This is a genomic window from Nostoc sp. FACHB-152 (assembly GCF_014697475.1).
Classification (GTDB): Bacteria; Cyanobacteriota; Cyanobacteriia; order Cyanobacteriales; family Nostocaceae; genus Nostoc_B.
The window spans coordinates 42,054-57,607 of record NZ_JACJRV010000006.1 but is presented as its reverse complement, the minus strand read 5'-3'; the positions used below and the strand labels follow the sequence as shown (position 1 = coordinate 57,607).

Annotated in this window: 10 protein-coding genes; 4 read left to right on the top strand and 6 right to left on the bottom strand. The window is 41.5% G+C overall.

All coding sequences use genetic code 11. The features are described 5' to 3' along the window. Window positions 1–127 precede the first annotated feature (127 nt). On the bottom strand, window positions 128–811 hold the full coding sequence (locus H6G76_RS07790; RefSeq protein WP_190697974.1) for a HEAT repeat domain-containing protein: 684 nt from the start codon (window positions 809–811) through the stop codon (window positions 128–130). 41 nt (window positions 812–852) lie between these two features. Further along, a complete protein-coding gene (locus tag H6G76_RS07785) occupies window positions 853–1,845 on the bottom strand; it encodes an ADP-ribosylglycohydrolase family protein (RefSeq protein WP_190697972.1) in 993 nt (330 codons plus the stop codon). A 481-nt stretch (window positions 1,846–2,326) separates the two neighbouring features. Here H6G76_RS07785 and dnaK point away from each other — a divergent pair, with 481 nt between their 5' ends. The 4 genes from dnaK to H6G76_RS07765 all read left to right on the top strand — a co-directional run bounded on the left by dnaK (window position 2,327) and on the right by H6G76_RS07765 (window position 9,819). After that, window positions 2,327–4,231, top strand: a complete 1,905-nt coding sequence (gene dnaK, locus H6G76_RS07780; protein WP_190697970.1) for a molecular chaperone DnaK — start codon at window positions 2,327–2,329, stop codon at window positions 4,229–4,231. Window positions 4,232–4,362: 131 nt separating this feature from the next. After that, the gene (locus H6G76_RS07775) at window positions 4,363–5,013 is read left to right on the top strand and encodes an acetoacetate decarboxylase family protein (RefSeq protein ID WP_190697967.1); all 651 of its coding nucleotides are present in this window, start codon (window positions 4,363–4,365) and stop codon (window positions 5,011–5,013) included. Window positions 5,014–5,333: 320 nt separating this feature from the next. Then, window positions 5,334–8,225 carry an excinuclease ABC subunit UvrA gene (gene uvrA / locus H6G76_RS07770; RefSeq protein WP_190697964.1) on the top strand — a complete coding sequence of 964 codons (2,892 nt, stop codon included), beginning with the start codon at window positions 5,334–5,336 and terminating at the stop codon, window positions 8,223–8,225. A gap of 292 nt (window positions 8,226–8,517) precedes the next feature. After that, window positions 8,518–9,819: an ATP-binding protein gene (locus H6G76_RS07765; protein WP_190697961.1), complete on the top strand. Its 1,302-nt coding sequence runs from the start codon at window positions 8,518–8,520 to the stop codon at window positions 9,817–9,819. On the opposite strand, the gene H6G76_RS07760 is transcribed toward H6G76_RS07765, so the two are convergent. From H6G76_RS07760 to H6G76_RS07745, 4 genes are all read right to left on the bottom strand, one after another. Then, entirely contained in the window at window positions 9,811–10,932 is a 1,122-nt protein-coding gene (locus H6G76_RS07760) for an ABC transporter permease (protein WP_190697958.1), read from the bottom strand. The two genes, H6G76_RS07765 and H6G76_RS07760, sit on opposite strands and share 9 nt — an antisense overlap. A 39-nt stretch (window positions 10,933–10,971) precedes the next feature. Then, window positions 10,972–12,078 (bottom strand): ABC transporter permease, encoded by a 1,107-nt coding sequence (locus H6G76_RS07755; protein ID WP_190697955.1) that lies wholly within the window; start codon window positions 12,076–12,078, stop codon window positions 10,972–10,974. 48 nt (window positions 12,079–12,126) lie between these two features. Then, window positions 12,127–14,064 carry an ATP-binding cassette domain-containing protein gene (locus H6G76_RS07750; RefSeq protein WP_190697952.1) on the bottom strand — a complete coding sequence of 646 codons (1,938 nt, stop codon included), beginning with the start codon at window positions 14,062–14,064 and terminating at the stop codon, window positions 12,127–12,129. Between the two features lie 86 nt (window positions 14,065–14,150). After that, window positions 14,151–15,515: an HlyD family secretion protein gene (locus H6G76_RS07745; RefSeq protein ID WP_190697949.1), complete on the bottom strand. Its 1,365-nt coding sequence runs from the start codon at window positions 15,513–15,515 to the stop codon at window positions 14,151–14,153. Between the last annotated feature and the right edge of the window lie 39 nt (window positions 15,516–15,554).

Genomic DNA, 15,554 nt, shown 5'->3' with positions numbered 1-15,554 from the left:
CAATTTTTTGCTAAAAGGACACGTTGGAAAGCAAGCCGCTACAAATGGTTCTTAAATACTTTTTTTATTTTCATGACTGTTTGTATGGATGTATTGTTTGCATTTTATGCTTGGTGGATTAGTCAATTTACCAATTGTCTAATATCAGATTTGCATCTTCCCTAATTAGCTCTTCAGGAGATTGAGCCGCCGCCTCTATAATCATCTTCGCTTCAGGAGTTCCGATTTCTGCTAATGCCATGAGAGACTTTCTTGGCACATTGAGCCATTCATCATACGACCATCTGTATGTCAATGCCTTGGATAATGCAGGAATTGCTCTTTCATCGCGCAATACATCTAAAAGTTCAATAACTGATTCATGAAGACCATTATTACTCTCATCATTGAGGATTTGACAAAGTATAGGTGTGTAATCCTTTGATAGGTTAATCCATGCTGCCATCATGATAAACGAAGCCCCAGGATAATCTGGATTTGAAGCATATTTTTCCAACTCCTGAATCACTTCGCTAACTGAAGGAGGTGATCTCTCAAATTCTTGTCTCATCTCCTTGAAAAGTCTTGATGATTCACTGGGTCTTGGAGAATTTTTGAATAATTTTAGATATTTTTTAATCGTGTTACTTATCATTTTATAGCATCTTAATATTAGTGATTTTTTGGTTAAAAAAAGCACCTTCATCAAGGTTGCTTCCCAAAAGCATACTCTCAACACCCCTCTTTTCAACTTCTGACTTGAAAGTGCTGAGTGAGTGCTGAGTAAAAATAGCAGTCGCACTTTCATACTTGGCGATGAAACTTGTTTCATCGGGACTGCCTTCTGCCCCCTCCCTGCCTCCTGCCTTTGTCTCAATCCCAAACTTGACCCAAGGCCGCTAATTGGTCGCGGTATTCAATACGATTCACCCAATCTTCTGGCCATGCTGCCATTCCTAAATATGCGCCAGCAAAAGCACCTGCTAAACAAGCAATGGAGTCAGAGTCGCCTGATGTGAGTGCAGCGCGTTGCAATACAGCTAATGGTTCTTGTGGAAATAATAAAAAGCATAGTAGACCTGTGGCAAAGGCTTCTTCAGCAACCCAACCTTCACCTATTGCTAAACAGGGGTCAATATCACGATTAGGATTGACTAATGCTGCATCCAGACGGTCAAGCACAGCTAAACATTCATCCCAGCCCAGACTAATAAATTCTTCTGGTGTATCAATGCCCGGTCGCTGCCACAAAGAACCTAGCCAATCGCCATGATAAACTAATCGCTGACTTAGGACATAGTTGCGAAGTTGGGCTGGCAATTTTTGTGGTTCACTGCCCTTGACAAGGTAGGTAATTGCTGCTGCGGTTAAATCTGAGGCGGTCAGGGCGGTGGGATGACCATGAGTTAATGCTGCTTGAAACTGGGCAACGGCTGCGCGAGTGCTATCATCTGTTGGCAACAAACCCACAGGCACGACACGCATATTTGCACCACATCCTTTAGAGTTTGGTCTGGTTGCTTGTTGCCAAGGTAGACCTGCTTCTAGATATTCACAAGCCTGCAAGCAAGTCATTCCGGGGGCGCGATTATTGTCGGGACTGTTTAACCATTCAATAAAAGTACGCCTTAAAACAGGTTCTAAAGTCGTTACAGTCAAGTTTGCTGCACCAACTTCCACTAAAGCTTGCCCTACCGCTAGAGTCATCTGGGTGTCGTCAGTTACTCGTGCGGGATTACCGACGATTTCTTGAGGCCCATTGGGTGGAAAGCGATCGCAAATTTCCTTAACACTTAAAAATTCTGTAGCAGCACCCAAGGCATCACCTAAGGCTAGTCCAAATAAACATCCAGAGGCACGAGGCATAACTAGCACTTTGTAGATACATTCCTAATACATAAATATTACAAATTCTAGCCTTGACTAAGTATCCGCGTTTTAACTGAAATTATTAGGCAAAGGCTCGTTTTATAGCTCATTTATTCTCTGTATCTTTGGAATTAATGTTGTTTAAAGACGGCAAACACCACATGGTGATTACGGTTCACCCTAATTACTGGATGTATTAATTCTCATAAATTAGACGAAGTGAAAGCAAATTAATCCATGAACCAACTAAACAAATCTTTAAAATTAACCGTCCCAGATCAGGTTCGGGAAACCACCCTTCATGGACTGGCTATACAAGCTCAGTATATATATCAGCAGAACTTGGGGCTATAACCCCAAAAAACCGAACTAAAGGTCATTGATGCTGAAGTAACTGCTTTCATAAATCAGTTGGTTCAAGATTTAGTCCTTATATTCCCATTCATTCATTTGTAGTTATACGGAGCCAGCACATAAAATGGCAAAAGTAGTTGGAATTGACTTAGGTACAACTAACTCCTGCGTCGCAGTAATGGAAGGTGGTAAACCCACGGTTATTGCTAACGCAGAAGGTTTTCGGACAACACCATCGGTAGTAGCGTTTGCTAAAAATGGCGACACTTTGGTCGGGCAAATCGCTAAACGCCAAGCGGTGATGAACCCAGAAAACACTTTTTATTCTGTTAAGCGTTTCATTGGTCGCCGCTTTGACGAAGTTACTAACGAAGCTACAGAAGTTTCTTATAAAGTGTTGAGCAGTGGCGGTAACGTTAAGCTAGATTCTCCTGGTGCTGGTAAGCAATTCGCCCCAGAAGAAATCTCCGCTAAAGTTTTGCGTAAACTCGTTGAAGACGCAAGCAAATATCTTGGTGAAACCGTTACCCAAGCTGTAATCACCGTTCCGGCATACTTCAACGACTCCCAACGTCAAGCTACCAAAGACGCTGGTAAAATCGCTGGTATTGAAGTTCTACGGATTATTAACGAACCTACTGCCGCGTCTCTGGCTTATGGCTTCGATAAAAAGAGCAACGAAACCATCCTGGTATTTGACTTAGGTGGTGGTACATTCGACGTATCTGTTCTGGAAGTAGGCGACGGCGTATTTGAAGTATTAGCAACTTCTGGTGATACCCACCTTGGTGGTGACGACTTCGACAAAAAAATCGTTGATTTCTTAGCAGAACAATTCCGCAAAGACGAAGGTATCGACCTCCGCAAAGACAGACAAGCACTGCAACGTCTGACTGAAGCCGCAGAAAAAGCAAAAATTGAGCTTTCCAGCGTTACCCAAGCGGAAATTAACCTACCATTTATCACCGCTACCCAGGATGGGCCAAAGCACCTGGATATGACGCTGACTCGCGCTAAGTTTGAAGAACTTTGCTCTGACTTAATCGACCGTTCTCGCATTCCTGTTGAGAATGCGTTGCGCGATGCCAAGTTGAGCAAAAACGATATCGATGAAGTTGTACTAGTTGGTGGTTCCACCCGTATTCCTGCCGTCCAAGAGTTGGTGAAGCGGTTGTTGGGTAAAGAACCTAACCAAACTGTTAACCCTGATGAAGTGGTAGCCGTTGGTGCTGCAATTCAAGCAGGTGTCTTGGCTGGTGATGTTACAGGTATCTTATTGTTAGACGTAACACCATTGTCCTTGGGTGTAGAAACCTTGGGCGGTGTGATGACTAAGATTATTCCTCGCAACACCACAATTCCTACCAAGAAATCCGAGGTATTCTCTACTGCTGTTGATGGTCAAACCAACGTAGAAATTCACGTCCTCCAAGGTGAACGGGAATTTGCTAACGATAACAAGAGTTTGGGAACCTTCCGCCTTGATGGTATTCCTCCCGCACCTCGTGGCGTACCTCAAATCGAAGTAACCTTCGACATCGACGCTAACGGTATCCTCAACGTTACTGCTAAGGACAAAGGTACTGGTAAGGAACAGTCCATCAGCATTACTGGTGCTTCTACCTTAGATAAAAATGATGTTGACCGGATGGTACGCGAAGCAGAACAAAACGCTTCCTCTGATAAAGAACGTCGTGAGAAAATTGAACGCAAGAACCAAGCTGACTCCTTGGCATATCAAGCTGAGAAGCAACTGCAAGAATTAGGTGATAAAGTTCCGGCGGCTGATAAGACCAAAGTTGAAGGTTTGGTGAAAGACCTACGGGAAGCGGTTGCTAAGGAAGACGATGAGCAAATCGCCAAGCTCATGCCAGAACTGCAACAAGCCCTATTCGCAGTTGGTAGCAACATCTATCAACAAGCTGGCGGTGGTGCTGCACCAGGTGCGGAACCTCAAGATGGTGGTTCTTCTACTCCTCCTAGTGGCGGTGATGATGTAATTGACGCAGATTTCACTGAAAGCAAATAATTCCTCCAATGTAGTAGGGAACGTGAGATATTCCCTACTGAATATTTCCCATCCACGCATTCGCCTGGGTGGGGATTTTTTTTATTTGGGGATTTGGTATACAGGTTAAAGGTTACAGGTGATAGGTTAATATGTCTTATCCAGCAACACCTTGGACACTTTGCGGTAAAGCGATCGCATCTGTTCATCTGGTAAATATTAATCAAGTACGCTCCCTAATTCCGTCTGAATTTCAAATTTTTTCTGTATGGCCGGGTAAAACTCTCGCTGCTGTTTATTTATCTGAATACTGTCAAGGTTCAGTGCTGGAGTACAGTGAGTTAATTGTGATTCCGGCTGTGGTTAGTTATCAAAATAAAATTGGTGCTTGGGTTTCGCACATTTATGTAGATAATGCTGATTCTGTGGCGGGTGGTCGAGAAATTTGGGGACTACCGAAAGAATTAGCCCATTTTACCTGGGAAAACGACAAGCGGGTTACAGTGCGTCAGGGCGATCGCAATTTGTGTACTCTGAACTATAAGCCCCAAAATCTAGCTTGGCGACAAAGTTTGACTGGTCATTCATTTAGTGTTAGAGGTGCTGAATTAATCAGATTTTCAGCCCAATGTGAAGCCGCATTCGGTTTAATCAGTTCGTCGTTAGAAATACCTGCCGAAAGTCCTTTTTCAGGTTTCAATTTAGGTCAGCCATTTTTAACAGTCCGTGCTGAACAGATGAAATTACAAGTTGCCCATCCTGAAGTTGTCGGACAAAAGGCAGGAGAATTGATTTATCGATGATTAGAAAGGTTTTTCCTAAGACATAGATCGCACTTCTTCTACTGATAAACTCAAAACCGGTGCAACCTGTTCTATACTCAAACCCATTTGCAATAATTGGGGTACAGCGTTGTCTGTGGTTGGATTTGCGATACCATAGCTTTACCCTCAGCAGGATGTTTAATTGCGATGCTTTTAAATTAGCAGACTGGGGCGGATGTCTGTAGTCAGAATATAGGGCGATCGCTACATAAAACAGTACTATTGTTCTAGTATATGCAGAGGAAAAATAGTATTATTAAGAACTGTTTCACTCTGCCTCCCACTATCAGCCTGTCAATATGTCAGATAACAAGCTAGCCGCCGCATCTCTCCTAAATGGGCATCTTCCCAACACTCATCACAACAGTCAAAATACGATTAGGATTCGGGGTGCAAGGCAGCATAATCTGAAGAATATTGATTTGGAATTGCCACGCGATCGCCTGATAGTATTCACTGGTGTATCAGGGTCGGGTAAGTCTTCTTTAGCCTTTGATACGATTTTTGCTGAGGGTCAACGGCGTTATGTAGAATCTCTCAGTGCTTACGCTAGGCAGTTTTTAGGACAGTTAAATAAACCGGATGTCGAAGCAATTGAAGGTTTAAGTCCGGCGATATCTATTGACCAAAAATCTACATCTCACAACCCCCGTTCGACTGTGGGGACAGTAACGGAAATTTACGACTATCTGCGGCTATTGTTTGGTCGGGCTGGTGAACCTCATTGTCCCATATGCGATCGCTGTATTGCCCCCCAAACTATCGACGAGATGGTAGACCGCATTATGGACTTACCAGACCGCACCAAGTTTCAAATTCTTGCGCCTGTGGTTCGGGGTAAAAAAGGGACACACCGCAAGCTATTGTCAAGTTTGGCTTCGCAAGGTTTCGTGCGGGTACGGGTCGATGGCGAAGTGCGCGAACTGTCAGACTCGATTGAATTAGATAAAAATGTTACTCACACAATGGAAGTTGTCATTGACCGTTTGGTGAAAAAAGACGGCATTCAAGAGCGTTTGGTCGATTCTTTATCTACGTGTCTTAAGCAATCTGAAGGTATTGCAATCATACTTATCAGTCCGGCTACTGAGAACCCAGAAGCGAAAGACGAAGAAATGGTATTTTCGGAAAACTTCGCTTGTCCCGAACATGGCGCAGTGATGGAGGAGTTATCGCCACGATTGTTTTCGTTTAATTCTCCCTATGGTGCTTGTCCTCACTGTCATGGTATCGGGACGTTAAGAAGATTTTCGGCAGAGTTAGTCATACCTGACCCTGAAGCACCAGTATATGCTGCGATCGCACCTTGGTCAGAAAAGGAAAATTCCTATTATTTGGAATTACTTTATAGTTTGGGACAGGCGCACGGGTTTGAATTACAAACTAATTGGAGTAAGTTATCGGAAGAACAAAAGCAAATTATTTTAAATGGGGAAGAGAAAAACAAAGAGACAGCAAAAACCCAATTTAAAGGCGTTCTTCCGATATTACAACGACAGTATGAAGGTGGTTCAGAGTTAGTTAAGCAAAAATTAGAACAGTATTTAATTGACCAACCTTGTGAAGTTTGTGGGGGAAAACGCTTAAAACCCGAAGCTTTGGCGGTGCGGTTAGGACAATATGGCATTTTAGATTTGACAGGCGTATCAATTAGAGATTCACAGGAAAGAATTGATCAGTTAAAATTGAGCGATCGGCAGATGCAAATTGCTGATTTAGTATTGCGAGAAATCAGAGCTAGATTGCAATTTTTGTTAGATGTTGGCTTAGATTATCTTACCCTTGACCGACCCGCTATGACTCTTTCTGGTGGTGAAGCACAACGCATTCGACTAGCCACACAAATCGGTTCTGGTTTAACAGGAGTTCTCTACGTTTTAGACGAACCAAGTATTGGTTTGCATCAACGAGATAACAGTAGATTACTCAAAACTTTAATTAGATTGCGTGATTTAGGTAATACTTTAATTGTAGTTGAGCATGATGAAGAGACCATCCGGGCTGCTGACTATTTAGTTGATATTGGCCCTGGTGCAGGAATTCATGGTGGACATATTATTGCCCAAGGTGATTTACAAGCCTTACTAACAGCAGAAAAATCATTAACAGGTGCATATCTATCAGGAAGAAAAGTAATTCATACACCAGCAGAACGCCGCGAAGGTAATGGACGGAGTTTAATAATTAAAAACGCCCATCGCAACAATTTAAGAAATATAGATGTTGAGATTCCTCTAGGTAAACTTGTTGCTGTAACTGGTGTTTCTGGTTCTGGTAAATCAACATTAATTAACGAATTACTTTACCCATCTCTACAACATCACCTGACGAAGAAAGTACCCTTACCAAAAGAACTAGAAAAAATTCAAGGCTTAAATTCAGTTGATAAAGCCATTGTAATTGACCAATCTCCTATCGGACGCACACCACGTTCTAACCCGGCAACTTATACAGGAGTTTTTGATGTAATTCGGGATGTGTTTTCGCAAACCGTTGAAGCTAAAGCCAGAGGATACAAACCCGGACAATTTTCTTTTAACGTTAAAGGTGGGCGTTGTGAAGCTTGCAGTGGGCAAGGTGTAAACGTCATTGAGATGAACTTTTTACCTGATGTTTACGTGCAGTGCGAAGTTTGTAAAGGTGCAAGATACAACCGCGACACATTGCAAGTGAAGTACAAAGATAAGTCTATTTCTGATGTTCTCAATATGACTGTTGAGGAGAGTTTAGACTTTTTCCAAAACATTCCGAAAGCAGTTACACGACTACAAACTTTAGTCGATGTTGGCTTAGGTTACGTTCAACTTGGACAACCCGCAACCACCTTATCTGGTGGTGAAGCACAGCGCGTTAAATTAGCCACAGAATTATCTCGTCGCGCCACTGGAAAGACACTTTATTTAATCGATGAACCTACAACAGGATTATCTTTTTATGATGTGCATAAATTATTGGATGTCTTGCAAAGATTAGTAGATAAAGGCAATTCAATTTTAGTAATTGAACACAACTTAGATGTGGTTCGTTGTGCTGACTGGGTAATAGATTTGGGGCCAGATGGTGGAGATAAAGGTGGTGAAGTTATTGCTTTCGGAACACCAGAAGATGTGGCGAAAAATTCTAAGTCTTATACTGGGCAATATTTACAGCAGGTGTTAAAACAGTATCCAGCAATACAAGCAAAAACTTAAAGAAACTCTCCATGTAACTTTGCGTTTACCTCAGCGATACTCTGCGTTGAAAAACCTGTTGTGCGATTTAAACTAAATGCGATCGCCTGACTTATAGCGATATTACCTAAAATCTTCTGTCTTAAATACTGAGCAAGAATTACAACAGTATTTATTAATCAAACCTAGTATAAGTACTAACTTATACAGATAAATAATAAGAATAACCTTTTTGTAATAATTACTTTACAATTAGGCAAAATTTTAATCTAATTATGATAACAACAGTTGGAGTACAGCAGGGGGCGTTCTAATGGAGAATTTTTTCAGCTTTTTTTTGTCAGAAAACTTTATTCCGCATGGGCATTGTTACCTGTGGCAGCCAGGGTTAGTATGGCTCCATCTCTTATCAGATATTATTATTGCGTTCTCTTATTACTCAATCCCGCTAACATTAATTTATTTTGTTCGTAAAAGAGAAGATATACCTTTTAAAAATATTTTTATTTTATTCGGAGCCTTTATTATTTCTTGTGGTACGACTCATGTAATGGAAGTGTGGACGCTTTGGCATCCTTATTATTGGCTATCTGGTGCGATGAAAGCAATTACAGCTTTCATTTCATTTTATACAGCTTTAATATTAATACCTTTAGTGCCGCAAGCTCTTGCCTTGCCTAGCCCAAAGCAACTTGAAGAAGCAAATCAAGCCTTACAAGCAGAAATTAAAGAGCGTAAACTAGTAGAATCGGAGCTAAGACAGTATAAAGAACGCCTAGAAGAATTAGTAGAACAACGCACTAATGAACTAGCAACTGTAAATCAGCATTTGCAAGAAGAGATTGTACAGCGTCAGCATTCTCAAGAACAAATGGCTGAATTATTGAAAGAATTGGAAAGCAAAAATCGAGAATTAAATGATTTCGCTTATATTGTTTCTCATGATTTAAAAGCTCCTTTACGAGGTATCGGCTTATTATCAGAATGGCTATTAACTGATTATGCAGATAAGTTTGATGATGAAGGCAAAAACTTAGTTAATAGGCTGATAAATAGAGTTCAAAAATTGCAAAGGTTAATTGATAGTATTTTAGAATATTCGCGCATCGGGCGTTCTCAAGGCGAAAAAAGAGAAATTGATTTAAATAATATTATTACAGATGTCATTGAACTGCTAGAACCTAATAAAAATATTGAGATAGAAATTCTTAACCACTTACCTAAAATTAACGGTGAAAAGACTAAGATTGAACAAGTATTTCAAAATTTATTAAGTAATGCCATAAAATTTCTAGATAAGCCCCAAGGAAAGATTACAGTTGGCTGTACTGAAGAAAATGATTATTGGCGATTTAGTGTCAGTGATAATGGCCCTGGCATTGAAGAACAATATTACGCCAAAATATTCCAAATTTTTCAAAAACTATCTGATACACAAGACTCAGAAAGTACAGGAATTGGTTTATCAATAGTGAAAAAAATTGTAGAAATGTATGGTGGCGAGATTTGGGTAGAATCACAAGTTGGTAAGGGCAGTACGTTCTATTTTAAACTTAAAAAAGAACTACAAGTTCAACCATGTGCAACTCCAGTATTAAATTTAGGTTTAACTTAACTGACTGCGAAACTTATTAATACTAATAGTTAATAAAACAACAGCAAAGGCAATTAAAGCTAAGACATTAACCCACAGCACATCTAAGCCAACACCTTTGAGTAAAATGCCGCGCACGATCGCAATATAATGCCGTAAAGGATTGAGTAGGGATAGAATTTGGAATAAAGGCGGCATGGCTTCAATTGGCGCGATCGCACCAGAAGTCTGTACCATTGGTAAGTTAATAAAGAAAGATGTGAGTACTACTTGCTGTTGTGATTTACAAACAGTTGCTAACATAATTCCTAAACTAATACCCACAAACACATACATACTTGATAAGCCTAAAAATAACAGAAAATTTCCCCGAAATGGTACATTGAATACTATTGTTGCTAATGTCAAGGCTAGAAATACATCACCTAATAATAAAACCGCTAAAGGCACAATTTTTGACAGCAAAATCTGCCAGTTAGCAGCCGGAGTCATCAATAATTGTTCTAATGTGCCTGTATCTTTCTCCCGCACAACTGTGATTGCTGATACTAATGTGCCAATTAATGTCAGAACTAAACCCATAACTCCCGGTACAAAAAACCAGCTACTAGTGAGTCCTGGGTTGTAAAGAAATACAACTTCCGGTGAAATTGGCGGGGTTGCTTGATTTTGAGTTAAGCGCAAATTATATTGCTGGATAATTTGATTCATATAATTACCAGCAATTCCGGCTGTATTTGCATTTACAGCATCAATAAATACTTGAATTTCTGCTGATTTTTGTGTGAGTTTGCGAGAAAAATCAGGGGGAATTATAACTCCGACATCTAATTTGCCTTCTTCTACTTGTCGGCTTAATTCCTGTTCACTGGTTGGTACAGATTCGAGAGTAAAAATTCGATTTGATGTCATGGCTGTAACTAACTCACGACTTGCGCTGACGTTGGCATAGTCGATGACACCTAAGCGTAAGTTATGCACATCAGGATTGAGGATAAATCCGTACAGTAGTAGTTGTATTGTGGGCGGGACAATTAGCAATACAATGAGTTGTTTATTGCGTAAGATTTGATTAATTTCTTTTCGCACTAATGCCCAAAATGGGCTATCAAATAATCGTTGGATAAGTTTCATATTTTAACTAACCGCAGAGGCGCGGAGAACACAGAGAGGTTAATTTGGTAGTTGCATTCGGCTTATAACTCGGCGTGATACGTTAAAAAAGAATAAACCCATGATTGCTAGCATGAGTAAATCGAACCAAACTCCGGCAAAGCCTGTACCACGCACGAAGGCATCGCGGGTAATATTAATGTAGTAACGTGCAGGAACTATGTTAGGTGCTAATGAGAGGGGGAATGGTATATTGTTGAGTGGATAAATAAATCCAGATAATAATAATGAGGTGATAAAACCAATGAGAGAAACGCCTTGAACCGCAGAATTTTGGTTACTGCTGCGTACTCCTAAAAGTAAACCAAAAAAAACGCTATCTGCTAGAAATAATAAAGTGCCAAGTAATAATGTTATGGGGTTGCCCACTATACCAACTTGGAAAATAATTGAGCCGAATCCCATTACTATTAATGTCTCAGTTAGGGCAATTAATAAGTAGGCTAATCCTTTACCTAGCAATAGTTCAGTTGCACTGATACTGGAAGCGTAGACTTGTAAAATTGTACCTTTTTCTTTTTCTCTTACCATTGCGATCGCAGCTAGTAATGAAGGAAAAATCCACAACACAACGCCATATACTCCCGGCACAATATACAGTGATTCTAGTCTGCCAGGATTAAACCATAAACGCATTCGCGCTGTAATAGTATTAGTAGCTGGTATTAGTCCATGTTCTTGCATGAAAAAGTTTGTAACTCTTTGAATACTATTTCTAATTACACGGGCATTATTAACGTCTGTCGCATCGATTAATATTTGTACTGTGGTATTTTTTCGTGCTTGAATATCGCGGCTAAATTCCGGCGGAATAATTACTGCGACTTTGGCAATTCCTTTATCTATTGCGTCGCGTGTAGGATTGCCGCCTGACCATTGTTTAGGAATAAATTGATTAGTGGCATATAATCTTTCGATGTAACTTTGGCTTAAGTTAGTGCGGTTGAAATCTTGCACAATCAACGGGATATCTTTACTTTCTAGCCTAATCGCAAAGCCAAAGATTATCAGGGTGATAAATGGTAAGAGAAATGCTAAGGCTAAGGTGAGGCGATCGCGGCGAAATTGAGCTATTTCTTTAATACACTGGGTGATTATTCTTTTCATTTTTTTAACGCAGAGGGGCGCGGAGGTTAACGCGGAGGTACGCTGAGTTTATTGCGATCGCTGTACTATTCCTATGAAGGCATCTTCTAAGGAAAAGGGAATAGGACGCAGGGAATTAACGGTAATTTGATTGGCTTTTAAAAGTTGAGTAATTTGGTTTATTTCTTGTTCGGGGTTGTCGAGAACAATGTGTAAACTATCGGCAAAAATCGAAACTCGCCAGGAGTCGAAGTGTTGTTTGAGTAACTTAGATGCGGCTTGGTTTTGATTGACGATGATTTCGATTAATTTTCCTGGTTGTGATGCTTTGATGGAACTGGGTGAACCTTCGGCGACGGTTTCACCTGCAACCATAAAACTCATCCGGTTACATTGTTCGGCTTCTTCTAAATAGTGAGTTGTGACTAAGATGGCTGTACCGTTACGCGCAAAGTCATTAATTAGCTTCCAAAATTGGCGACGCGCTAAGGGATCTACACCCGATGTTGGTTCATCTAAAAATAAAATATCTGGTTCGTGCATCACGGAAGCACCAAATGCTACTCGCTGTTTCCATCCTCCGGGTAATTGTCCAGTTACCAGATTTTCTTGCCCTTCTAAGCCACAGGTAGTAATTACCCAATCAATTTTTTCGCGTCGCAGTTTGCGTGGTACGCCGTAAACTCCGCTATAAAATTCGAGGTTTTGCAGGATGGTTAAATCGTCGTAGAGGGTGAATTTCTGACTCATGTAACCAATGCGTCGCCGTAAGTCTGCACTCCGCAGATTTCCTGTTTCACCACCCAAAGAGACTTCGCCGCCACTGGCTTCTAAAAGTCCACACAGCATCTTGATGGTGGTGGTTTTTCCTGCACCGTTAGCACCTAATAAACCAAATATTTCGCCGTAACGCACCTCGACGTTGACATCTTTCACGGCTTGGAATTTGCCAAAAACACGACTCAGGTTTTGGGCGTAAATAGCTAATTCTTTTCTTTCTCCACCGCCCCTCATCCGAGAACGAGGAAAGGCCAAAAACTGCGGTGCGGAACCTTGTTGGCGTAGTCGTGTGACAAAGACGTTTTCTAATGTGGGTTCGCCACGTTCAATATTGGGTGATGGTAGCTGATGTTGTTGCAATAGTTGGCGAACTTCGGTTTCTCCTACATTTAAATCTTGCACGAGGACATCCAAGCGATCGCCAAAAATCTGCACATCTATAATATTTGTCTGTGTAGTCTGCGAAAGTATCTCTTCTGTGGCTTCTAAATTTGCGGTTCGCACTTCTAAGCGATGCAAACCCAAGTTATCTCGTAATTGGGCGGGTGTACCAATTTCATGAATTTGTCCACTATACATTAAAGCCACGCGGTGACAGCGTTCAGCTTCGTCAAGGTAAGGTGTCGCCACAACAATTGTCATCCCCTCGGCTGAAAGTTCTGCTAAGACATCCCAAAATTCTCGCCGCGAAACAGGGTCAACACCTGTGGTAGGTTCATCTAATAACAATACTTCCGGCTGGGAAACTAAAGCACAACAAAGTGCCAGCTTTTGTTTCATCCCGCCCGAAAGTTGTCCCGCTAGGCGATCGCCAAATTTATCTAAATCCATTAAACTTAGATACTTATTGCGGCGTTCCCACAGCACATCATCCGCAACTTGTCGTAAACCTCCTGCATAACGTAAGTTTTCATCAATACTCAAATCTAAATACAGCGAAAACTGTTGGGTGAGATAACCAGTCATTAACCGTGCATCTCGTGCAGGCTGTCCAAATATCTCCACTTCCCCTGCTGTTGCTTCCATTACCCCGCCCATAATGTGAAAGGTGCTAGTTTTCCCCGCCCCATCAGGGCCAATTAGCCCAAACATTTCGCCTTTGTGGACAGTGAAATCAATGCCTCTAACGGCGGCTAAGTTTCCATAGTGCTTGTGTAAACCACGTGCTGTAATTGCGGTGGTTGGAGGGCTTGATGATGGCGGTAATGTCGTGAGTGGCTGTTTCATAATTTTATGTCTCACGCAGAGACGCAGAGGCGCAGAGAGTTTTGAGAGGTTTATCTGTTGATTGATGCAAGGGACATCCTTAGCCTCTAACCTCCTGCCTTCAAATCAATCTCTGCATCAGCTGGCATCCCCATTTTGGCGCAGGGTAAATCTGATTGATTATAAGGATTTTCGGGATTGAAGCAGCTATCAGGATTTTGGACTGCAATCCGAATTCCTACTACTTGTCTAACTCTATCTTTTTGAAAATAAATATTCTCTGGCGTAAATGATGCTTGTGGATCTATGGCAATCACTTTACCTTGTAATGGTTTATCCGGTGCAGAATCAATGAAGATTTTTGTGGTTTGCCCTAAACGCACTTTGCCAATATCGCCTTCGGGAATAAAACCTCGAAAGTACACTGTTTTGGGATCTACAATTGTCAAAATATTAGTCTGGCTGCTAACTACTGCACCGGGTTCGACGCTACGGGCGGTGACTACTCCATCTAAAGGACTTATGACATTTAAATCTTTTTTCGAGTCGGCAATTTGCGTAACAATTTGCTGCTTTGCGGCTTGGGCATCTCTGACTTTGGCACGGGCAGATTTAACTTTTGCCTGTGCAGATTTCAACTGTGCATAACTTTGCTGCTGCTTTCTAACTAATGATGTTACTTGGGCGTTGCGAATATCAGGGTTGAAACTTGTAGTTTTGGCTTGAGTTAATGCGCCCGATGAGGCACTTAATTGTTGACGTGCGGCATTCACTGCTGCTTGTCGTGCTTCTAGGGTTGCTATTGCCGTGTCAAGGGTGGTTTGTGCTTGGTCAAATTGTTGTTGATTAATAGCACCTTCTTTGACTAAATTGGTATAGCGATCGCGGTTAATTTTTGCTAATTTTACTTCTGCTGCTGCCTGTTTAACTTGGGCTTGTGCTTGCACTAGTTGCGCTTTAGCTGCTGCTACATTTGATTGTGCTTGCTCAATTCTGCCTGTGGTGTCACCTTGGGACTGCTGCCAATTAAGCTTGGCTTCGTTAATTTGGCTAGTAATTTCTTGAATTTCTCTTTCTACTCGCTCAACATCTGAGATTGCTTGCTGTTCATCCGATTGAGCCGATGCAATTCTCGCCTCAGCACCCCGCAGTTGGTCTTGCAGAATTTGGTCGTTACTATCATCTAGTGTAATTAATTGTTGCCCCTTCTTGACTGCTGCACCTTCTCGTACAGCCATTGACACAATTCTGCCGGAACGTTTCACCCCAATTTCGGTTTCGTAACCTTCAATCCTGCCGCTAACCTTAAGCATATCTGCTGACCCTTGCGGTTGACTACGCCACACTGCGTAACCAATGCCACCCACCGCCAGTAAGCCTATTATCAATAAAGGAATTGGTTTTTTGCGGTGTTGCTGCTTAGATACTGGCGCATTCGTAAGACTTTCCGGTACTGGGGCAGTCTGAGTCATATTAGCACCCTAGTTGATAACAAAACTTTTTGTCATCAT